Origin of the sequence: Roseibium album, from assembly GCF_965233825.1 — a bacterium.
Lineage (GTDB): Bacteria > Pseudomonadota > Alphaproteobacteria > Rhizobiales > Stappiaceae > Roseibium > Roseibium album.
The window spans coordinates 5,994,285-6,014,655 of record NZ_OZ247583.1 but is presented as its reverse complement, the minus strand read 5'-3'; the positions used below and the strand labels follow the sequence as shown (position 1 = coordinate 6,014,655).

Genomic DNA, 20,371 nt, shown 5'->3' with positions numbered 1-20,371 from the left:
TTGCGCGGTTGTCATTTTCTGCAGGCGGGGAGTGCTTCTTGACCGCATTCACCTACTTCGAAGTCACGCGTTCGCTTGCTTCCAGCCCAATGAGCCTGTGCCGGAGAACCAGCATCGCGCAGGTCGGCACGATTGTCAGCGCGGCGTTGATGTAAAAAATCGCGGCCCCGGACCGGGAAACCGCCTCGGCAGAGACAAGCGTGGTGTCTCCTGCGCTTACCAGCCCGGTGAGTACTGCGATCAGCCCGGTCAATCCGCCACCGATGGCAATGCCGGCAGACGACAGCGTCGGCAGAATGCTCGATACAAGATCCTGTTCCCGGTTGCCGGCGGTGTACATCAAAGACCGAAGCAGGATCTGATTGCTCAGTCCGTGACCGGCACCGGTGACAATGGCTGCGAGAGCGAAAGTCGGCAGCGAAGCCATCACAATCGATGCGGCCGTCATCACCATTCCCGCAACGATCAGAAGCGGACCGAGCACGAGGTAGTTGAGTTCTCTTCGTCTTGAGGGGGCCTTCGACGAAACCCAGGCGAAAAAGGACCAGGAAAAAGCAAGGCCGGCAGCGACATAACTTGCCTGTGTGACGCTCAAGTCCCAGTAGACCTGACCAAATGTCGTGATGAAAACGGCACGGACGGCAGCCGAGACCGAGATCAGAAACACGATCCAGGTGCCCAGACCTATGACCGTCCGTGCCTTGAAGGCGTTGAGCGGAAAAAGGCGCTGAACACTGACGCGATCGATTTTCAACAACAATGCTGCCGCAATCAATCCTGTCAGGATCGTCGCGGCGAGCGGCAATGGCTGGTGGACTTCACCGATCATTGTCAAAAGAAGAATGCTGGCAGTCAGAAGGGTGAAACGCAGCACCATCCGGTCACCGCCTCTTCGACCGGTATCAACAGCTTTTTTATCCGGCTCCGCGCGAGACCGGGCAGGCAATGCTGAATTCATCAGCAGGAACAGCAGGACAGTCAGCGGGATGTTGATCAGGAAAGCAGCGCGCCACGACCAGAGTTCCGTGAGCAATCCTGCCGATACAGGACCGATGCCGGCGGCCAGGGCCCAGACACCGGCCAGCATCGCAAACACTCGCGGAGCAACATTGTTCGGAAACAGATCCGGGATCAGCGAATAACAGAGCGCGACAATCATGCCTTCACCAAATCCTTGCACGGCGCGCCCGGCGATTAGGCCCTCCAGAGAGGTGCTCAGGCCTGCCAGGACAGAGCCGCCTGCAAGGAGGGATGTTGCCACCATGAACGGCAACCGGGCCCCCAGCCGCACCTTTGTTGCGCCTGTCAGACACCCGGCCAGAATGGCCATCATTTCAAAAGAACTGAAAACCCAGAATGCCCTGTTCTGCCCTCCGAGTTCCCGAATGATGTCCGGCAGAACGGCTGTCGTCACGAAACCGTTCAGGGCATGGGAGCCGACGCCAAGGATGAGTGCAATCGTGCCGGCAATCCTGTCGGGTGAGAACAATGCAGAATTGGCTACATTTCCGGTTGCAGGCGATTGCGCTGGTGAACTGACAGACATGGCGGCCTCAATAAAGAAAGAGTTATCTTTCTATATTAGGTTGCCATATAAAGAAAGCAATTTATTATTTTATTCAGATCGACGCGGTGTCTTCTACAAGAGACAGGAATTGGGGAGGGACAGTATCTACAAGCCAGACACCGTTGGCCGTGCAGTAGAATTTGTGCCTGTTTCGAGCCATCTTTCCGGCCGCTACATTGAGGACTATCGGTTTTCCGTGACGTTTTCCGACCATTTTGGCCGTCGCCGGATCACCTGACAAATGGACGTGGTGTCGGTTCATCGGCTTCAGACCGTCCCGCATGATTGAATTCAGATACCGCTCCGCCGTCCCATGAAACAGAAAGTCCGGTGGAACCATCGGAAGCAAGCCGAGATCGACTTCAATCGAGTGTCCTTGCCTGGCTCGAATGGACTGGCCGTCATCGGAAAACTCGAAGCGTTTCTTGTCATTGCGGGCGACGACTTCCACCAGCCGCTTCAGGTCGCATGCGATGCCTTTTTCACCAAGTGCGCTCAGGAGAGCGGTGACGTCGGTCCAACCGGCTTCCGACAGCTCAAGTCCGGCGTCTTCGGGGCAGTGCCGCAGCCAGAACGACATCTGTTTGGAAATTTTCTTGTCGTTTGTCATTTTCATTAATCGATTTTGCCGGGCGTTTGACCGCTCCGGCGGGGAAAAGGGTCAGTCTGGATATTGATGCCAATGGTCCCGGAATGGCGGCGGGAAGGAAAACGGCGCGGGTTGCCCCGCGCCATCCTATCTTATGCCGCGCTGTCGTCGCGAAGCCTGACGAGATCGTTCATCAGGCCACCGGTGCCGTTGTGGACCGTCAGGCGATCCACCTTGCCGGCAATGGATTCCAGCGCTTCCAGTTCCTTCAACCGCAGCATGACCGGGTTTTCGGCCATGACCTTGGCGGTGTTCAAAAGCGAACGGGTTGCGTTGGTTTCTTCCCGGCGCCGGATCACGTTGGCTTCGGCCTCTTTTTCAGCCGTCACCACCTTGTTGAGGATCTCACGCATTTCGCCGGGCAGGATGACATCCTTCAGGACGATATCGTGGATCTCGACACCGATCGCAGCCATGTCCGACTTGATCCGCGCAGTTGCTTCCGCATTGACCTCGCCCTTGCGTTCGAGGATCTGGTCAAGCTTCAGCGCACCGAGCTGTTTCCGGAACACCATCTGCAGCGCCCGGTGCAGCGTGTCAGTGAAGTCCTTGACCTCCTGGGCGGCCTTGACCGGGTCAACCACGCGGAATTCCGCAGACAGGTTGATCCGGATCGTGACACGATCAAGCGTCAGCACTTCCTGGCCAGTGACATCGAGGCTCTGCCGTTTCAGATCGATGAGCTTTTGCGTCAAAGACCGACCGGCCTTCCAGAACGCATACACACCAGCCTGAAGTGTCCGGGTAAGGACACCGTCGACAAACAGCAGTGCAACACTTCCCTCGCTCACCCGAACGATTTCAAACTGCTGCGTCTGCTTCGCATCGCCCAACCGGCGCAGCAGTTTCTGCGTCAGCTCCGGCTGGTCCTGCGTGTCGATCAGTTCCCAGGTCCACGGTCCTGTATCCGTCCACAGAACGAGCCTTTCGTCAGGACCCAGAACCTTGTGAACCCGGCCGTCCCGGTCGACAACCGCCACTTCGGCGGACCGGGTCCGCACGACGGTCAAGTGCTTTTCAACCACGTCTGGGAGTTTATCGAAGAGCGCCTTCTCGTAACCGGAACGGAACTCGGGCACCGCCATAGAATGACGTTCGACCACCAGTGTGCCACGTCCGTTTTTCAGGCTGTGGACACCCGGTTCAAGTATGCCCTGGAGCTCACCGTTTACGAGGTGAAGCGCCCGTTCGTTTTCGGAAATTACCACGCGGGTCCGCCCGCGGATCTTGTCGAGAATAGTCATCATTTCAATACTCCTTCCATAGCGCTAGGGCACCTGGCTGTCCTTTCTTCACATTGATGTTCTGTTTGCAGTTGGTGGTTTCCGGTACGCCTGTCGGGCGATCCGGGGCGAAAAACACTAAGCGATATTGTGGAGACCTGAAGGGTGCACGAGGGCTCCCGACGGGTTCCCGGCCAGAGGGCCTTGCGGCGATGAGACGGGTTGCGCCCCTTCGAAAAGGGGTACGTCCAGCAAAATCGCAGCACAGCCTTCGACGGCAACCGGGCGAGGGCGCCTGGCGTCGGCAATCCGCTCGCCTTGTCCGAAGACAGGGCTACACGTCCTGCGTCCGCAAGATCCCTTCAGATCCCCTATGATTTGAACAGCACCTAAAGCTGCCGGCTTAAGAAGCCAGTCCGGTTTTCAAGGCCGGGTTGTGGAGCGGGAGTTGAACCCGCGACCGTCGGATTCGCAGTCCGATGCTCTACCTACTGAGCTTTCCATGGTACACATGACAGGAGTCGAACCTGTTGCCTCCGGGTTACATCCCGGCGTTCAACCGTTGAACTTCATGCGCGGATCTCCGATCTGTCAGAACAGCATCCGTACGTAAACTCGGCAGGGCCGGATCACGCGGGCGGCAGAAAAACGGCCTAACCGTTGATGTCTGTGCCAACCTCTTGATCGGTGCCGTGGTGATACCTCGTTTTCTCGAGTGGCTGCAAGTGGTAATTCCGTGCCATGCCGAATGTGGTGCATTTGCATCACAATATGTTGCTGTTTTACAACTATACTGGATTTAGGCATTGAGCTCGGCAGACGGGTAAAGAACACGGGATTTCGACAGGCAAGGCATTGTAGACCGGCGGAAGCCATCCCCCTTGCGCGACACCCTAACGGCAGGCAAACTCGCCGCAGAGTTGCGAACCAATCCGTGCGAGTTGTCATGCCAAACAAACAGTCCCGCTTTCTGATCGACACCTATTTTGCCGCATTCAATGCCGGTGACACCAAGAAGATGGAAAGCCTTGTTACGGAAGATCTCATTCATGAGGTCAATCAGGGTGAGCGGCGGGTCGGCAAGGACAAATTCTGGTCGTTCAACGTTCACATGTCGCGGTGTTACAAGGAGCGCCTTTCGGATATTGTCCTGTTCGTAAATGAGGAAGGAACACGTGCTGCCGCCGAATTCATAGTTCACGGCACCTATATCAACACGGACGAGGACCTGCCTCCGGCGCATGGCCAAACCTACGATCTTCCGGCGGGAAGTTTCTTTGAAATCCGCGACGGCCGGATCGCCCGCATTACCACCTATTACAACCTTCAGAACTGGATCGATCAGGTAAAGTCTGCAGAAGAAGGTGAAACGGGTGACCTGACCGGGGAAACCTGAGGGCGAGACGCCGTCAGCCCTAGCCAGTCCGTCCGTCGTTTCGTGCTCAACCGTAGTCGGGTGATCTGCGCTCGATCCAGGCGTTCAATCCTTCATGAACGTCCGGTGTTGCTGCCATGCGGGCAAATTGCTCGCACTCGATCGACAAACCTTCCGCGATGCTCGTATTCAATCCGCGCGTGACCGCTGAAATGATCCGTGCGGCGGCGTGGGGCGAGTGGCGCAATATGCGACCTGCCAGGTCGAATGCCGCCTCGAGCACCTTGTCCGGTGAAACAACAAGATTGACCAATCCAAGCTCATAGGCTCTCGTCGCCGTGAAGCTGTCTCCGGTCAGAAGAAGTTCAAGCGCGCGTTTGCGCCCTGCCAGACGCGGCAGCCTCTGGGTTCCGCCGAAGGTCGGTGGAATGCCTATATTGATTTCCGGCTTCGCGAACAACGCGTCCCTGCTGGCCACCGCCAGATGGACAGCTTCGGTGATTTCACAGCCGCCGCCATAGGCAAGTCCGTTGACTGCGGCAATGATCGGTTTTGGAAAAGCTTCGAGGCGGCCTGTCATCAGCTGTCCGCGCCTGCAGAAATCACGAACCGCAATGTCCGGTCCGGCGTCAATGCTGCGGGCAAATTCGTGGATGTCTCCACCGGCGGAAAAGGCCCTGTTGCCGGCTCCTGTTATCACTATGGCTCGAATGCTGTCGTTTCGTTCGATCTCGTCGAGATAGTGAAGGACGAGATCATTGGTGGCGTAGTTGAGCGCGTTGAGCCTTTCAGGCCGGTTGATCGTCAAGAGCGCAATGGCACCGCGTTGATCGAATAGGACGGTATCGGTCATTTCATCTGTTTCCTGAATTTGTATTCACCAAAAAACGTTAGCTGTGACCGCCATTGATGTATATTCACTGGTGAGTATACTTACCGGATGAGCAGACCAACTCCCAATGCGCGGGATCGTATCCTGACGGCCGCCAACAAGCTGTTTTATTCAGAAGGAATTCGTGCCGTCAGCCTCGACAACATCGCCGAGAAGGCGGGCATCACCAAAAAGACCGTCTACTACCACTTCAAGAGCAAGGATGATCTGGTCGAAGCCTATCTGGTGTCGCGCGACCAGCCTAACCTGACGCTTTACAGGAAGTGGTTTTCGGAAGCTGACGGCGGACTGCCTGACAAGGTTGCCGCGATCTTCTCTCAGATTGCTGTTTCTGCCCGTCATCCCAAATGGAAAGGGTGCGGCTTCCTGCGCACCGCAGCGGAGCTTGCCAACATGCCCGGACATCCGGCCATGAAAGTCGGTGCGGCGCACAAGAAAAAGTTCGAGACCTGGCTCACGGAAGAATTTCAAGCCGTTGACCTCGAACAGCCGGAGGCCCTGGCACGTCACATCGTCCTGCTCCTGGACGGTGCATTTTCAACGATCCTTGTGCATCGTGACGCGGACTATGCGGAAGCTGCGGGCAACGCCGCCAGCGCGCTGGTCCTGGGTGCCATGCAGAAAGGTCCGGTAGCCGGGAAACCCTCTGTCAAATCGATGGGATAATGGTGATCGTCAGTCCAAGACGTCCTGTCACCTCACCTTTATTGCTCAATTTTCATGTCGAGGTCGGTCAGGCCGGCGAGACGCCAGACCCGATCGTCTTCAATCATGTCGATCCGCGCCCGGTAGTTGACATCGCGCAGATGAAGGCGGCCCCAGTGCTGGCCAATGGCTTCTGCAGACCATTCAGCAACTGCCGAAAAACCGCGGCCAGCATCAAGCGGGCGGATCTCGGAAATGGTGACTTCGCCAATGTTGCCGGCTCGTGCTGTCGTCCCTCCCTCCAACGCGATCCGATTGGCCCGTTCCAGTTCGGTGGAAACGATCGGTGCCAGTCCAGGATCAACGAATTTCGAGAGTTCCGTTTCAAGACGATTGTCGTCAACTTCATAAAATGCGGCGCTGGCGTTTTCAAAAACGGCCTGGACCGCGTTAGAGGCTTCCATGTTGCCGGGCAGGCTCGCAAAGGGGTTGGGGAGGGTTGCGATCGCCCACTTGGTCGTGGAAGCGGCGCCTGCCACCAGTATGATCGCGGTTGCCACTCCAATTGCCCGCGCCCATCTGCGGGCCTTTATTGCAAAGGCAACCGCGTTCAAGGCAAAAACCGCGAGCACGATCGTCAACAGCGGGAGCTTAAGTGCCCTTTCATCCGAGACGGGCACGGCTTCGACGCGCGGGTCCTCATATCTGAGCAGGTGGTTCGTCCAACTGTGTGCAGGTTCGGTTATGCCGACCTCTGTGGGAAAGGGCCCGACCGGGTCGATGGAAGTCACGGGGACACGCTCAATTCTGTCGCTGAAGAGTTCCCATATCGTGGTGACTTCTTCCGGCATCCGTTCGACCGGATAGGACAGGGTGACCCCGAGAACGGCCGTGGCGGGATCCAGGTTCCGATCATCGTCTATGACTTGAATACCGGTTAGTGAAAGATCGAGGAAATCGGAACCGACGCTTGTGGCCGAGGCAGGAGACCCGTCAATAATGACCGGATTTTTCTCGGCAAAGAAGCGGTTGACAGCGTTGAGAATGCCGCCTCGTTTCTCCACGGTTATCGGTGTCTTCCTGGCAACTTTCAGGTCGGTCCAGTCCTCCAGATCCCTAAGCCTGACCACGACTTCGTGCCTGACTTCACGGGGTTCGACATAGAGGAATGACATGATCGGCCAGCGGTGATGGCGCTTCAGGTTGGGATTGTCGAAGGCAGAAAACCAGGGGTCTTCCCAATTGAGGTTCAGCTTGACCGGACCGGTGAGATAGCGGAAATCGATAACGGGAACACTCTCGTGGTATACGATAAATCCCATATCGAGCGAGGCGCGGCCGTTCTCATCCAGAGGAGGGATGAACGTCAGGGTTTTCGGCTTTCGGTCGAAGAAATAGTCAAGTTCGGCATGGAGAATGCGTTTGTCGTCCGGCGGTTCGGGCGCGCTTTGTCGTGTGAGCGGATGAACGATGCCACTGACTGGCGAGGAACGGTCTTTGCGAAGCCTGGGTTTGGAAAAGCGCAGTTGGGCAGTCAGGTTGGTCGTGCCATCGACGATGACCTGAAATTTCTCCTGGCTGAAGCGTTCCATCCTTTCGTCCATCGGTGGCGGTTCAACGCCTTTTTCGCGCAGCGCATCATCGGAAAGCAGCTCTTCCATGCTTTCAAGGTCGTCGACAAACAATTGCAGAACGACGTGAACCCGGTCTTCGCGAACGATGATCTCGGCAATGTTCGGCGATGTTTCGGCACCGGTGAGATTAATCCAGTCGGCGGATGCCCGTCCGGTGCCGAAGGCCGATATCAGGACTGTCAGAACAAGTAAGACACTATAAGCAGCCAGGGAAGACAGCGGTGTACCAGGTTCGAACGTCGGCGAGAATCTGAATGTCATATGATCGACCCGATCACGTTCGGGCCATCAGGAGATGCCGACAAAGGGAGCAAGTGCGTTTTTATCGTCGCGACATTCGCTCGAAAAATAAAATCATTAAATATCAATAGCATAAACACACGTCCTCACCAGAATTGCCGTTTTCTCCCACGCCCGTCCAGCTGCAATGCCAGTCGGGACCGGGCGTGATGGTCGTCTGCCACACTTAACCCGGTCTGACGTTTGCTCACGCTCAGATCCTGTCCCCGGCGTCACACCTGAAATACGGCGTGCAATGGTTACAGGACCCCTGAAATGCCAGCTTTCGTCTGCCCTCGTATTGAACGGTAGTGGAATTTCAGGTGTGACGTCAATTTCCCGATGTATCTATTCGTAGTGCACCTCGGTCGAATACTGGATCCTGTATGTGCCGTGGACGACGACGAGGGCCGTGAATTTTCTTCGCATCTCAACGGAACATCTTGACGTGGCGGTCACCCGCGAGGTTCGTCCGGTCTGGTCTTTCGCGAGCACTGGTTGACGAAGTATCCTGCGCTATATCCGATGCGGTCGGTGTATTTCGGGAGCAGCTTCATGACTGGACATGTTTTGATCGTCGGTGCCGGTGCAGGCTTGAGCGCATCGCTTGCGCGTGTCTATTCATCAGCCGGTTATACCGTAGCTGTTGCTGCCCGAAATCCAGACAAACTTGCAGAACTGTGTGAGGAAACGGGGGCGCGCGCGCATGCGTGCGATGCGACGGACAATGACAGCGTCAAGACTCTTTTCGAAACGCTTGATGCCGAAGGCGCAACGCCGGATGTCGTCATCTACAATGCAAGCGGACGGACGAGAGGGCCAATTGCAGAACTGGACCCAGACCAGGTGCGCGCTGCGCTGGACGTGACTGCCCTTGGGGCGTTTTTTGTTGCACAGGAGGCGGCCAAACGCATGGTGCCGCGAGAAGCGGGCACTCTGCTCTTTACCGGGGCTTCCGCCGGCATCAAGGGTTTTCCGCAATCGGCTCCGTTTGCGATGGGCAAGTTTGCCTTGCGAGGCCTGTGCCAGTCGCTCGCCCGCGAACTTCATCCGAAGAACATCCACGTTGTTCATTTCGTCATTGACGGTGCCATTCACCGTGCGGACAGGGGCGCACCGTACAGCGATCCGGAAAAGACCCTGCATCCTGACGAAATCGCTCGTGCCTACCTTGAAATGACCCGGCAGCACCGAAGCATCTGGACAAACGAAATCGAATTGCGCCCGCATGTTGAGCGGTTCTAGCCTGTTCGGCATCGCGTGGGTTCAATAGGCCTGGCGAAGCGGCAGCCGATTTGGTGTTTTGTGAAAAAACCGTATTTGGACAAATCCAGCTAGCATCCGCCGTCTGTCACACAACACGCCCTTACTGTCGGGTTGTTCTTGCAGCAATCCTCCAAAATATAGCGCATCAGGGCGCCGACCACCGCGAAGTCGAGGCGGTAGGTGATCTGGCGAGCCATTCTGCTGGAGGCGACCAGACCTGCTTCAGACATATTGGACAGGTGAAAAGAGGTTCTTGACGGCGTTGCACCGACTGCTGCTGCAATTTCCCCTGCAGAAAGCCCATTGGTGCCGGCCTCTACAAGGAGCTTGAGAATGCGGAGACGCGTTGCACTCGAGATCGAGGCAAACGCGGCCAGAGCATCGGTTTCATTCATATTTCAAACTTTCTTGAAATGGGAGGCGATCTGTGCTTGAAGTATATTTCAATAAAACTTGAAATGAAAGGTTGCCATCATGACACCCCAGATGCTTCTCGAAACGCTGCAGACACTGCCTGCCGATTTGCCTCTCGTGTTCCAGACAGCGGAAGGTGACGTCGGTGACGGTTACCATGTTACCGAGTTCAAACTCGCCCAGGTCAACAGCATTGACTGCGGCGGACGGCTGAGGTCCTGGAGGGAAGCCGCGTTGCAACTTCTCGACGGTCACGGTGGCGGTCACATGAATGTCGGCAAATTCTCCTCGATTCTCGGTCAGAGTATCACCAGGGTGACCGGTCTTGGTGAAAGTCCGCTGCACGTGGAATTTGCCCATGAGAACAGGGGAATGCGGATTTATGAAATCTCAAGGCCCCGGTTGCATGAAGGCCAGGTCGGCGTCGATCTGAATGAAATCCGCGCGCATTGCAAACCGGCGTTGGAACATGCTGCGACTGCCGAAACGGCTGGCTGCTGCGGTTCTGCTTCTGCCTCGTCTTGTTGCGCCTGAGGGCGGCATTCATCTGCTTTCCCAGACGGGTCCCTTGCCGATCTTTTCCAAAAGAAAATCGATGAAGACCCTGACTTTTGCCGTCAGAACATTCGATTTCGGGTAAACCAGCCAAAGGACGGACTGATCATCCACCTCGAACTCGGGGAGCACCCTTACCAGTGTTCCCTCCTCGAGTTCGGCATATGTGTTCCACAGGGAATTCATCGATATGCCGGCACCGGCAAGCGTTGCGAGTTTCAGCGAGAGGCCGTCGTCAATGACCAGGCGGCTGCCTGCCGCACGCGGGTCGAAATGCGATGACGTTGTTGCGCCGGGCCCGGTCAGTCGACGTGCCGACAGATCCTGAAACGCAATGAGTTGATGGTCGATCAGGTCGGCCGGGGCTTTCGGGTGTCCAAACCGCGAAAGGTAGTCCGGCGAAGCGCACAGGATACGGATGTCGTCGGCCAGCTTGCGGAATTTCAGGCTGCTGTCTTCGAGGGCAGAGTTGCGGAGTGCCAGGTCGAAACTGCCTTCAATCAGGTCAAATCGTGTGTCGGAGAGTTTCAGGTCCAGCTTGACTTCCGGATATCTCGCCAGGAATTCCGGCAGTAGAGGCACGATGTAAAGCTGCGCGAAGCTGCTCGAAGCGGCAAACCGGAGAAGACCGCTGACTTGCGGGCTGGAAAGACCGAGAGCGGCACGTGCTGCATCTTCCTGCGCGATGATTTCCCGGGCAAAAGGCAAAAACTCCTCGCCTTCGACGGAAAGTGCCACCTTGCGGGTGGAGCGATGCATCAGGTCCGAACCCAGACTTTGTTCCAGTTTCGCCAAACGGTTGCTGGCGACTGCAGGAGGCATGCCGAGTTCGCGCCCGGCCGCACTGATGTTCAGTTTTTCGGCTGCCAGAACGAAAAGCCGCAAGCTATTGGTGTCCATCTGTTTATATCCAAAACCCGAATTATGAACTCATTTATTGACTATTTATATTGAAAATCAAGATCCCTATCTTCCAGGTCGACGCTGTGAAGTCCGCAGCACACCCCGAATCGAAGGACCACGTGAAATGGCATACTTGTCCGTGCTTGCCGTCACTCCGACCAGCGAAGACTGGATCCCGGACTACATCGGACCTGCGAACAGGCTGGTTGCGCAATATGGCGGCAAGTATCTCGCCCGCACTTCCTCGCATGAACAGCTTGAAGGCCCCAAAGATGATGCCGCGCTGCGCATCGTGATCGAATGGCCCTCGAAGGAGGCGGCGGTCCGTTTCATGAATGATCCCGATTACGTGCCGCATCTGAAGGCGCGGACGGAAGGGTCCCGCAGCTTCCATTTCCTCATCGAAGGAAAGGATGACCTGGCCTGAGTGTCCGGCTTCGAACGTGCAACAATCCCGCAAGCGCGCATAAAGGTTTTGTTGATGATACCGTCGTTCACGATGCGCCTGTTCCATGACCTGGAGCATTGGCACAAGGGAAATGAAAATGCTTGATCGTCTCGCTACATCCGGTTTTGAGCAGATCAACCGGGGCTACAATTCCGTTTTCAAACCCGGCAAACTTTCGCTCGGGCTGGTCGTGCCTCTGGAGAATTACGGCATGAGCGCTGTCCCGCAGATGCAGCAGCACCTGGAACGGGTGCAACTTGCGGAAAAGCTTGGCTTTTCATCCATCTGGCTGCGCGACGTGCCGTTCAATGTGCCCACTTTCGGCGATGCGGGACAGGTGTTCGACCCGTTTGTCTATCTCGGGTATCTGGCGGCCGGAACAAATGACATTGCACTCGGCGTTGCCAGCATTGTCCTGCCGCTCCGCCACCCCGCGCATGTGGCAAAGGCGGCGGCAAGCGCCGATGTCCTGTCCGGAGGGCGCCTGCTCCTCGGAGTAGCCTCCGGCGACCGGCCGGAAGAATATCCTGCACTGAACATGTTTTTCGAAGACCGGGGTGTTCGGTTTCGGGAACATCTGGACTACATCCGCCAAATGGCCCGATTTCAGCCGAAATTTCACAACACGGGTGGAGCGCCGGGCGGCGGCATGGACATGTTGCCCAAACCGGATGCCGGCAAGCTACCGATGCTGATTACAGGCGGCAGTCAACAGGACCCGGTCTGGGTTGCCGAAAACGGTGACGGCTGGATGACTTACCCACGCAATATTCCCATCCAGGAACGCGTTGTCAGGGATTACAGGACCAGGGTTCGAAATGCCGGTGGCTTCGACAAACCGGTCATGCAGCCTCTCTATCTTGATCTGGCCGAGGTTGCGGATGCAGCTCCGGAACCGATCCATCTCGGGTTCCGGATGGGTCGCGACGCCCTTCGCGGCTACCTGAAAACGCTCGAAACCATTGGTGTGAACCACGTTGCACTGAACCTGAGGTTCAACAACGCCGATATCGAAACAACGCTGAAACGGCTGGCCGAGGAGCTTTTGCCGGACTTTTCAGGATAGGGAATTCAAAAGATGAGCAAGATAATTCTGGTGACCGGCTCGACCGACGGGATCGGTCTGGAAACGGTCAAGGCCCTTCGTGCAAAGGGACATACGATCCTGCTGCATGGCCGTAATTCATCAAAGATCGAAGCAGCCAGGCAAGCGCTTCTTGCGATTGATGCCGATGGTGAGGTGGAATGTTATCAGGCAGATTTTTCGCGACCAGGTGATGTTGCGAGACTTGCCGGGGAGATCAGGTCGACACATTCAAAGCTTGATGTTCTGATCAACAATGCGGGCGTTCTGCGAACCGGAAACGATCTGACGGATGAAGGTCTGGATGTCCGGTTTGTGGTCAATTTGCTGGCTCCCCAGATTTTGACAGAGGGGCTCCGTCCACTGATGGACGCGTCCGGCAGGGTCGTGAATCTGTCCTCAGCGGCACAGGCGCCGGTCAATCTTGATGCACTCAAGGGAAAGGTCCACCTGTCCCCGATGGAAGCCTATGCCCAGAGCAAGCTGGCATTGACGATGTGGTCACGGCATCTTGCCGCGCAATTCGGTGCGGAAGGACCTGTTGTCGTTGCGGTCAATCCCGGTTCGCTGCTTGCCAGCAAGATGGTCAAGGAAGGCTTCGGTGTCGCCGGGAATGATCTTTCCATTGGCGTCGATATTCTGCTGCGCGCAGCGCTTTCAGAAGAGTTTTCAAATGCCTCCGGCAGGTATTTCGACAATGATAGCGGCCGGTTTTCCGATCCGCATGCGGACGGGCTGGACAAGGCCAAGGTCGCAGCGATTGTGCAGGTGATGAACATGCTGTCAAAGGACGATCGCACTTAACAAGGTGGTGACATCGCGTTTCACGTCCAGCCGGGATTGAAACACCGTCTCTGCACGCAGCCCATCCAGTCTGGAATTCACGTGGTGTGATCATCATCGCAGGGTTATTGTTGGAAGAAGCGCCAGACGAAGGCATCCACCACATTTACAAGAAGTCGAAAAGCGTGAGAGACACCGAATTTCGACTTACAGCTTGGCAAAGACATCGTTTGCGAGGCGATGGGGGTTGGACCAGCTGAGTTTCAGGCTGGACCAGAGGCCGGCTGCGACACCACGATTGGCGAGAATTGTGAGTGCGGCGCGTTTTTCCGGGCAAATGTAGAGAGCTGCAGTTGATCCGGCGGTGCCGCCATCGTGAAAAAGCATCCGGGGCGTGGTGGGATCGAGTTTCATCGATAGCCACCCAAGGCATTGTGAAACCGGTTCTTTCTTTCCGCGCGGCCCAAGTCCGATCAGGGGTTCGGCACACTGTCCTATGGCGCGGTCAAGAGTTGTTGTCGGGTTTGAGAGAGCGTCAGCGACCCGGGAGGAAAACAGGGCCAGGTCGCCTGCAGACGAACGCAGGGCACCTGCGCCAGCCAAAGCCTTGAACGACCATGGCACCACAGGCCGTCCACGATTGTCATGTGGTCGGGCAAAACGTTTCTTTTGTTGCGGGCTAAGGCAGGCGGAGGTTTCATTCATCCCCAGAGGGCTAAATAGTTCATCCCGCAACATTTCAAGAAACGGGCGGCTCTGACTGAGCGCGAGGACCTCACCCAGAAGCCCGAAAGCAAGGTTGGAATAGGCGTGCCCCGGTTTTTTGCGCGGTTCCTGTGAGCTCCAGACCCGAAGCCAGGCTACCAGATCATCCCGAGAAAATTCAGAGTAGGGATCATCGCCGGCGCCTTGGATCATCGCCTTCCAGATCGGAATATGCAGACGCGGCAATCCTGACATGTGCGTAGCCAGGCTCAAGGGTGTGAGCTGAAGTGGCGCGGACGAAAATTCATCGCACAGGTCCTTGATCGGGCGGTCCGGATCGATCTTGCCCTGCTCGGTTAACAGCGCCAGAAGCAGTGCGGTGAAGACCTTGGAAATCGATCCGATTTCAAAGATCAGGTCTTCAGGCGCATAGTCAGGCGTGTCTGCAGGATCGCCAAACAAACTGTAGACATTTTGGTCGCCGTGCAGAAAGCCGGTGACAGCAATGGACGCGTTTCCCTGATACGGGGAGATCAGTTTCTCGAGCTTATCCGGAAGGGCAAACGACATGTATTGTGCCTACTCACGATGACGAGCACCAGATAAGATGCCGCGGCGATAATTCAATCCGGATGTTCCGCTTGCCTTATGGTCAGATGGCACGGGTGCGCCCTGGATTTCCTTGATGGATGAATGAAACCCGGAACAAGTCGGAAACGTCTTCAGTCATGCCTGCCCAGGGATTCCTGACAAATGCGAGGCTCACAATAAGCTTGTGAAGCTCATGTCGGTCTATTTCCGTACCGGGTGGCCACCTGGCGGTCGAAGCAACGCATGACAGATTTTTCCACGGGCAACAGTCGTTGTTGACTTTTGATTTAAAACTATATAACTAGGAATATAGTTATATTGAGTGAGGCGAGAATGGTACTGGAAGAAGCGGCGCAGGGGTTTGCTGCGCTGGGCTCGGAAGCCCGGCTACAGGTGGTATTGACGTTGGTGAAAGCCGGGCAAACCGGCCTGACGGTTGGAGACATCCAGTCCCGAACAGGGATGGCGGCCTCCACGCTTGCCCATCATCTGAAGTTTCTTTCTTCCGCCGGTCTGGTGATTCAGGAAAAGGACGGCCGGTCGGTGATCAACCGCGCGGCCTTCGATCACCTTGAAAATCTCGCTGGATACATTCTCAAGGAATGCTGCGTGGACGAGGGCGGTTGCTAGCCCGGTCAGAAGGATGGACTGAAATGTCAGACACGATCGAACGCATTGAGCTTGATCAGAATAGCGGTGGAGCAAGTTGTGGCGCCCCGAAGACTGCCTGCTGCACGGCACCGGCATCAAAATGGACCTGGAAGACATTTCCCGGCAAAGACTACATTTTCTCGACCTGGGCCGTCGTGCTCGGTGGTCCTTTGCTGGTGCTGTTGCTTGACCAGGTGCAGTTCGTCCCCTTCGTAACATTTGCGATACAGGCCTTTCTGGGCACATTGCCCTACATCGCCTTTGCCGTTGCGCTGATTGCGTGGCTGAAGGCTTCCGGTGCGGAGGCCTATGTCGGTCGGGCATTCGAAGGCCGCGAGACGCAGGCCATTTTCCTGGCGGCTCTTTTCGGAGGCCTCGCGCCATTCTGTTCGTGTGAGGTCATCCCCTTCATAGCCGGTCTGCTGGCAGTCGGTGCACCGCTCTCGGCAATCATGGCTTTCTGGCTGTCATCTCCGCTTATCGATCCGCCGACGCTGCTGATCACGGCCGGTGCGTTGGGCTGGCCCTTTGCCATCGGCAAAGCAGTATCCGCCGTTGCGCTTGGTCTTTTCGGCGGGTTTCTGGTCTCCGTGCTTCTGAAGACCGGAGCCTTTGCCAATCCTGTCAAGATCGGGTCTTCGGCAAGCGGTTGCGGATGCGGGGCGTCGCCGCAGACAGGCCGTCCCGTCTGGAAATTCTGGAGGGAAACCGAACGGACTGACAAGTTTTATGTCGAGCTGAAGACAAATGCGCTCTTTCTGGTGAAGTGGCTTGCGCTTGCCTATGTTCTGGAAGCGGCACTCGTCACCTATGTGCCTGCCAACCTGATTGCCGGTGTTGTCGGCGGTGAGGGCGTCGGTTCGATCGCAATTTCCGCGCTGGTCGGCATGCCTGCCTACCTCAACAGCTATGTTGCACCGCCGCTATTGGCAGGCCTGATGGACCAGGGCATGAGCGCTGGTGCTGCAATGGCATTCATGATCGCCGGTGCTGTCAGCTCCATTCCGGCAATGGCTGCGGTCTGGTCTCTGGTGAAGCCGCAGGTCTTTGCCACCTATCTCGGGCTTGGTTTTGTCGGTGCGGTCTTGTCCGGTCTGATATTCCAGCTTGTCATTTGAGGGACATGACATGCGCACACACCTATCCGTCACTGTTGAACCGCACGAAGATGCGACCCGAACGCTGCTTGTGCCGGTCGGACTGCCGACACCGCACCAGATGCCGGTTCATTTCGATGTCACCGGTGGGAGATTCTCCCTGACGGGCGAAGAGACAACCGGCCAGATTGCGGCCCTCGTTTCACCTGAGCGGAGGGAACCGGTCGAAGTTCGGTATTCGTTCAAGGAAGGGGGTCCGGGTTATCCGGACGCCATTTTTGAACCGCATCGCAACAGATATACGCAGGCGGCCGAAGACCTTGTCTTCGATGCGATCAATATCTCCGAAACGCAACCGGATGGACATGCTGCCATTCAGGCACTGGTGAATGCAGTTGCGGAAAAGTTCCGGTATGCCCATCCGGAGGTTCGTTTCAATGATGGGTGTGATGAGGTGCCGTATCTCGCCTGCGGATTGACGGAAGGTTCGTGTATCGACATCAATACCTACCTGATCGCCTCCCTTCGGGCTGCCGGATACGAGGCCGGTTACATTACCGGTTATTTCTTCCCGGAAGAGAAAAGCGGCTGCTGTGAAGACGCCCACTGCTGGGTCGTGACGCGGCATGACGGGGTCGTTCTGGAATGGGATATTGCCCACCATCTGAAGATGGGAACGCGTGACGTTTGTTGTGGACTCAATCCGAAACCGGGTGACAGGGTAGCCGTTGCCCATTCCATGGGTCTGGGCTTTCCCGAACTCGGGATCTCCTGCGAGAAGCTGGTCAGCGAACCGGCATGGATCTCTAGCGATGCGCGGCTGGAGAAGGCAGAGGTCACAATCCGGCGGGTGATCGAGAAAACGCCCGCTGCAGCTTGATCCTGAACACTTAATGGGCTTTCGTTTTTATTGAACGGAAGCCTTTTTGTTGTTGCGTCAGATTAAGTCCCTAAAGCGAATTGCAGGCGGATGCATCAGACCTTGATGCCAACGCGTTCGATTGGCAACTTGGTTTGCCTTCGTGTCCGACAGAAGGACAAAGAGGTTTTTCGCGCCAGACAGGGCTGCTGCGATTTCACCAGACCTGACCGCGTGCTGCGACCGGCACCGGGCCGATGATGTCGGTGCCGCGAATGCAATCTACATTGTCGAGCATATTGGCAACGACGCAGGCATGATTGGGAACGATTCTCAGCCTGTCTCCGACGGCAAGACGGATCGGGCCACTCGAGACGATGCGGCCATGCTCCTCACTGAGCTGATCGATCGCGAGATCGTCCCGGTTCAGAACATGGCCATGACCCTGGAGGCCAAAGAGGTCACTCGTCAGGACCTTGGATCCGGCGTCGACGATCGCATGGGTTTCGGATGGCACGGAGACGACTGTCGCAAGAACGGTCAGGGCACAGTCCTGCCATGTGCAGGTTCCGCGAGTGACCAGCGAACGGTCGTTGTAGACATAGGTGCCGATCCGGTGCTCTGTGACCGGAGTGGCAAGATGAGCGTGCCACATATCCTGAGATCCGCCGGAGGAAACCCGTTCAACTTTCATTCCCTGCGCTTCAATCAGGCTCTTGGTTTCGCTCAGCCAGTCCGCAGCGCTGGTTACACCGCCGACGGGAGGAAAGGTCATCAGGCCGACAAATCTCAGACCGGGGAGTTCGGCGATGCGGCGTGCCAGACCGGCGGCATCGGCCGGACTTGCTACGCCGCAGCGATCTGCGCCGGTGTTGCATTCGACCAGAACAGACAAGGGTTCGGCGGCATCAGCGAACGCCCGGCTCAAGCCTGTGGCAACTATCGCGTTGTCGGCGACTACCGAGACCCTGACCCTTTCGGAAAGAGCGCGCAGACGAGCTGTCTTCCTGTGACCCAGAATATTGTAGGTGATCAGGACATCGTCGATTCCGCCTTCCTCGATCATGGCTTCTGCTTCGCTGATCTTCTGGCAGGTAATTCCTATGGCGCCTTGTGCCACCTGGTATTTTGCGAGGGACGGGATCTTGTGCGTCTTGACATGGGGGCGAAGTTTCAGTCCGTGTTCGTCGCAATAGTCCTGGTATTTGCGGATGTTGGCCTCGGCAATGTCCAGATCAACAAGGACTGAAGGTGTGTCGAGGGTTGGAAATATCATGCAAGTTCCTCTTGATGGGGATCTTCAACCATTGGCCAGAGCGCGCGCTTCAATCGTGTGTAGGCGGTCCGGCGCGGGTCGTTAGGATACGGCCCATCGATGGCGGCATAAAGAATTTCTCCTGCGATCGGGGCAAATGCACCGTGGAAATGATTGGTCGACTTGACGATCAGGATGCGCTTTCGACTGATATCGACACCGAGATTGGTGAAAAGATCGGGCGAAAAAGCCTGGGAACGGTTGGTGTTCAGGACAATGTCGAGATCACCGATCCGGATCGCCGCACTGTTGCCGAGGGGAACGACAGAGGTACCGAAACTCTGCACTGCATTTTCGACGAGCCTGATCACCTTGACCGTTGCATCGATCGGCTGACCGGCATGTGCAGAAGTTTTGCCCCCGAACCGGAGGTCAAATTCCGCCCCTTCACCTGCAGCAAAGCAGAGACGGACCGCCATCGGGTCCCAAATGGTGCCGACCGCGACTCCCTGGAGGCCCATTTCCATCACGTGTTGCAGCATGATGGTCGAGTCACCAGCAACGCCACCCCCCGGATTGTCCCAGACATCAGCGATAACGACGGGAGATCTGGAGCTGGCATCGGCGCGCCCGAGGGCTTCATGAGGCGTCAGGAACTCCGGTGCCGCCCGCCCGCGAAAACTGAACAGTTCCATGCCGAGATCGCGCGCCAGCCGGTCCCCTTTCGTTTTTTCATTGTTTGTCACCACGATAATCCTGGCACCGAGATCAGGCGAGTCTCCAGCCATGAAACCGTGAATTACGGACGCCGACAGGATGTTTCCTGATTGCTCCAGCTGCTTCAGCTTGTCGATGAAGCCGCGCATGGGCTGAATGCTGGTCGGGAGCACATCGATCATTCGGACATCAAAGACGCTGGTTGCAGGGGTAATTTCTCCGCGCGCGGATTTGAGCGTCAAGTCGACACATGCCTCCCCGGCCTCCACGAAATCGGTGTGCGGAAATTCCTTGAAGACCGTGATTACGTCGGCGTTGCGTACCCTTTTTTCACTCAGGTGACTGTGCGGATCGAAGCTTGCTCCAACGCGGCAGTCAGGACCGACAATCTGTCTCACGGCTTCCAGCAGATCTCCTTCGCAGTCGACGCAGCCATCGGCGATCATGGCGCCGTGCAAACCGAATATCGCGGCATCGAGTGGCAACGCTGCCTTGAGCTGATCGAGAACTTCATTGCGCAAACGCAGCCAGGTCGGCGCGTTGACGAGCCCGCCGGGCTCCGCCCAGGTTGCGGTGCCTTCAATCAATTCGATGCTGCCTTCGGCAGCTCGCTTTCTCAGGGCGGGAAACACCGCGCTGCAAAGTGTCGGGGTTGCCGGATGCTGTCCAGGTGGCGCGTAGAAGCTTTGTTCGAAGTCTGAGAAGTCCGTTCGCAGCGGTGAAAATGTATTGGTTTCAGTTGCGATGGAAGCACAAAAAACGCGCATGGATACCCCGGC

The 20,371-nt window shown here is 56.7% G+C and carries 20 protein-coding genes and 2 tRNA genes; 10 read left to right on the top strand and 12 right to left on the bottom strand.

What is annotated here, in order from left to right:
• Positions 1-52: 52 nt before the first annotated feature.
• The 5 genes from ACO6TI_RS27700 to ACO6TI_RS27680 form a co-directional block, all read right to left on the bottom strand.
• On the bottom strand, positions 53-1,546 hold the full coding sequence (locus ACO6TI_RS27700) for an MFS transporter (protein ID WP_422383790.1): 1,494 nt from the start codon (positions 1,544-1,546) through the stop codon (positions 53-55).
• Between the two features lie 73 nt (positions 1,547-1,619).
• The gene (locus tag ACO6TI_RS27695) at positions 1,620-2,177 is read right to left on the bottom strand and encodes an RNA 2'-phosphotransferase (protein WP_104703936.1); all 558 of its coding nucleotides are present in this window, start codon (positions 2,175-2,177) and stop codon (positions 1,620-1,622) included.
• A 131-nt stretch (positions 2,178-2,308) separates the two neighbouring features.
• The gene (locus ACO6TI_RS27690) at positions 2,309-3,463 is read right to left on the bottom strand and encodes a slipin family protein (protein WP_144436047.1); all 1,155 of its coding nucleotides are present in this window, start codon (positions 3,461-3,463) and stop codon (positions 2,309-2,311) included.
• Between the two features lie 413 nt (positions 3,464-3,876).
• Positions 3,877-3,941 (bottom strand) — tRNA-Arg (locus ACO6TI_RS27685).
• 1 nt (position 3,942) lies between these two features.
• Positions 3,943-4,016 (bottom strand) — tRNA-OTHER (locus tag ACO6TI_RS27680).
• Between the two features lie 369 nt (positions 4,017-4,385).
• Here ACO6TI_RS27680 and ACO6TI_RS27675 point away from each other — a divergent pair.
• Positions 4,386-4,835, top strand: coding sequence for a ketosteroid isomerase-related protein (locus ACO6TI_RS27675; protein ID WP_055117645.1), 450 nt, complete (start codon positions 4,386-4,388; stop codon positions 4,833-4,835).
• A gap of 46 nt (positions 4,836-4,881) precedes the next feature.
• Here the strand turns inward: ACO6TI_RS27675 and ACO6TI_RS27670 are convergent, their stop codons facing one another.
• Positions 4,882-5,667, bottom strand: coding sequence for a crotonase/enoyl-CoA hydratase family protein (locus ACO6TI_RS27670; protein WP_196877183.1), 786 nt, complete (start codon positions 5,665-5,667; stop codon positions 4,882-4,884).
• An 87-nt stretch (positions 5,668-5,754) separates the two neighbouring features.
• Here ACO6TI_RS27670 and ACO6TI_RS27665 point away from each other — a divergent pair, with 87 nt between their 5' ends.
• Entirely contained in the window at positions 5,755-6,372 is a 618-nt protein-coding gene (locus tag ACO6TI_RS27665) for a TetR/AcrR family transcriptional regulator (protein ID WP_104703802.1), read from the top strand.
• A 38-nt stretch (positions 6,373-6,410) separates the two neighbouring features.
• On the opposite strand, the gene ACO6TI_RS27660 is transcribed toward ACO6TI_RS27665, so the two are convergent.
• A complete protein-coding gene (locus tag ACO6TI_RS27660) occupies positions 6,411-8,246 on the bottom strand; it encodes a hypothetical protein (protein ID WP_422383789.1) in 1,836 nt (611 codons plus the stop codon).
• Between the two features lie 573 nt (positions 8,247-8,819).
• On the opposite strand from ACO6TI_RS27660, the gene ACO6TI_RS27655 reads away from it, so the two are divergent.
• On the top strand, positions 8,820-9,509 hold the full coding sequence (locus ACO6TI_RS27655) for an SDR family NAD(P)-dependent oxidoreductase (RefSeq protein WP_055117637.1): 690 nt from the start codon (positions 8,820-8,822) through the stop codon (positions 9,507-9,509).
• An 89-nt stretch (positions 9,510-9,598) separates the two neighbouring features.
• Here the strand turns inward: ACO6TI_RS27655 and ACO6TI_RS27650 are convergent, their stop codons facing one another.
• Positions 9,599-9,925, bottom strand: coding sequence for an ArsR/SmtB family transcription factor (locus tag ACO6TI_RS27650; protein ID WP_104703800.1), 327 nt, complete (start codon positions 9,923-9,925; stop codon positions 9,599-9,601).
• 79 nt (positions 9,926-10,004) lie between these two features.
• Here ACO6TI_RS27650 and ACO6TI_RS27645 point away from each other — a divergent pair, with 79 nt between their 5' ends.
• Entirely contained in the window at positions 10,005-10,478 is a 474-nt protein-coding gene (locus ACO6TI_RS27645) for a DUF6428 family protein (protein WP_422383788.1), read from the top strand.
• A 9-nt stretch (positions 10,479-10,487) separates the two neighbouring features.
• Here ACO6TI_RS27645 and ACO6TI_RS27640 read toward each other — a convergent pair whose 3' ends face one another.
• On the bottom strand, positions 10,488-11,399 hold the full coding sequence (locus tag ACO6TI_RS27640; RefSeq protein WP_055117631.1) for a LysR family transcriptional regulator: 912 nt from the start codon (positions 11,397-11,399) through the stop codon (positions 10,488-10,490).
• A 127-nt stretch (positions 11,400-11,526) separates the two neighbouring features.
• Here ACO6TI_RS27640 and ACO6TI_RS27635 point away from each other — a divergent pair, with 127 nt between their 5' ends.
• The 3 genes from ACO6TI_RS27635 to ACO6TI_RS27625 all read left to right on the top strand — a co-directional run bounded on the left by ACO6TI_RS27635 (position 11,527) and on the right by ACO6TI_RS27625 (position 13,738).
• Positions 11,527-11,829: a DUF1330 domain-containing protein gene (locus ACO6TI_RS27635; RefSeq protein ID WP_196877186.1), complete on the top strand. Its 303-nt coding sequence runs from the start codon at positions 11,527-11,529 to the stop codon at positions 11,827-11,829.
• Positions 11,830-11,947: 118 nt separating this feature from the next.
• Entirely contained in the window at positions 11,948-12,916 is a 969-nt protein-coding gene (locus ACO6TI_RS27630; RefSeq protein ID WP_422383787.1) for an LLM class oxidoreductase, read from the top strand.
• A 12-nt stretch (positions 12,917-12,928) separates the two neighbouring features.
• Complete coding sequence (locus ACO6TI_RS27625; RefSeq protein ID WP_422383786.1) at positions 12,929-13,738, top strand: SDR family NAD(P)-dependent oxidoreductase; 810 nt, start codon at positions 12,929-12,931, stop codon at positions 13,736-13,738.
• A gap of 186 nt (positions 13,739-13,924) precedes the next feature.
• On the opposite strand, the gene ACO6TI_RS27620 is transcribed toward ACO6TI_RS27625, so the two are convergent.
• Complete coding sequence (locus ACO6TI_RS27620) at positions 13,925-14,992, bottom strand: serine hydrolase domain-containing protein (RefSeq protein WP_422383785.1); 1,068 nt, start codon at positions 14,990-14,992, stop codon at positions 13,925-13,927.
• Positions 14,993-15,346: 354 nt separating this feature from the next.
• On the opposite strand from ACO6TI_RS27620, the gene ACO6TI_RS27615 reads away from it, so the two are divergent.
• From ACO6TI_RS27615 to ACO6TI_RS27605, 3 genes are read left to right on the top strand one after another with little or no spacing between them, the layout of a single operon-like run.
• Positions 15,347-15,643 carry an ArsR/SmtB family transcription factor gene (locus ACO6TI_RS27615; protein WP_196916419.1) on the top strand — a complete coding sequence of 99 codons (297 nt, stop codon included), beginning with the start codon at positions 15,347-15,349 and terminating at the stop codon, positions 15,641-15,643.
• Positions 15,644-15,666: 23 nt separating this feature from the next.
• Entirely contained in the window at positions 15,667-16,782 is a 1,116-nt protein-coding gene (locus ACO6TI_RS27610; protein WP_196916418.1) for a permease, read from the top strand.
• A gap of 10 nt (positions 16,783-16,792) precedes the next feature.
• On the top strand, positions 16,793-17,641 hold the full coding sequence (locus ACO6TI_RS27605) for a transglutaminase-like domain-containing protein (protein WP_422383784.1): 849 nt from the start codon (positions 16,793-16,795) through the stop codon (positions 17,639-17,641).
• A gap of 196 nt (positions 17,642-17,837) precedes the next feature.
• Here ACO6TI_RS27605 and ACO6TI_RS27600 read toward each other — a convergent pair whose 3' ends face one another.
• Both ACO6TI_RS27600 and ACO6TI_RS27595 read right to left on the bottom strand, forming a co-directional pair.
• Positions 17,838-18,896 (bottom strand): D-TA family PLP-dependent enzyme, encoded by a 1,059-nt coding sequence (locus ACO6TI_RS27600; RefSeq protein ID WP_422383783.1) that lies wholly within the window; start codon positions 18,894-18,896, stop codon positions 17,838-17,840.
• Positions 18,893-20,359: a M81 family metallopeptidase gene (locus ACO6TI_RS27595; RefSeq protein ID WP_422383782.1), complete on the bottom strand. Its 1,467-nt coding sequence runs from the start codon at positions 20,357-20,359 to the stop codon at positions 18,893-18,895. The genes ACO6TI_RS27600 and ACO6TI_RS27595 overlap by 4 nt, the downstream gene beginning before the upstream one ends.
• Positions 20,360-20,371: the final 12 nt, after the last annotated feature.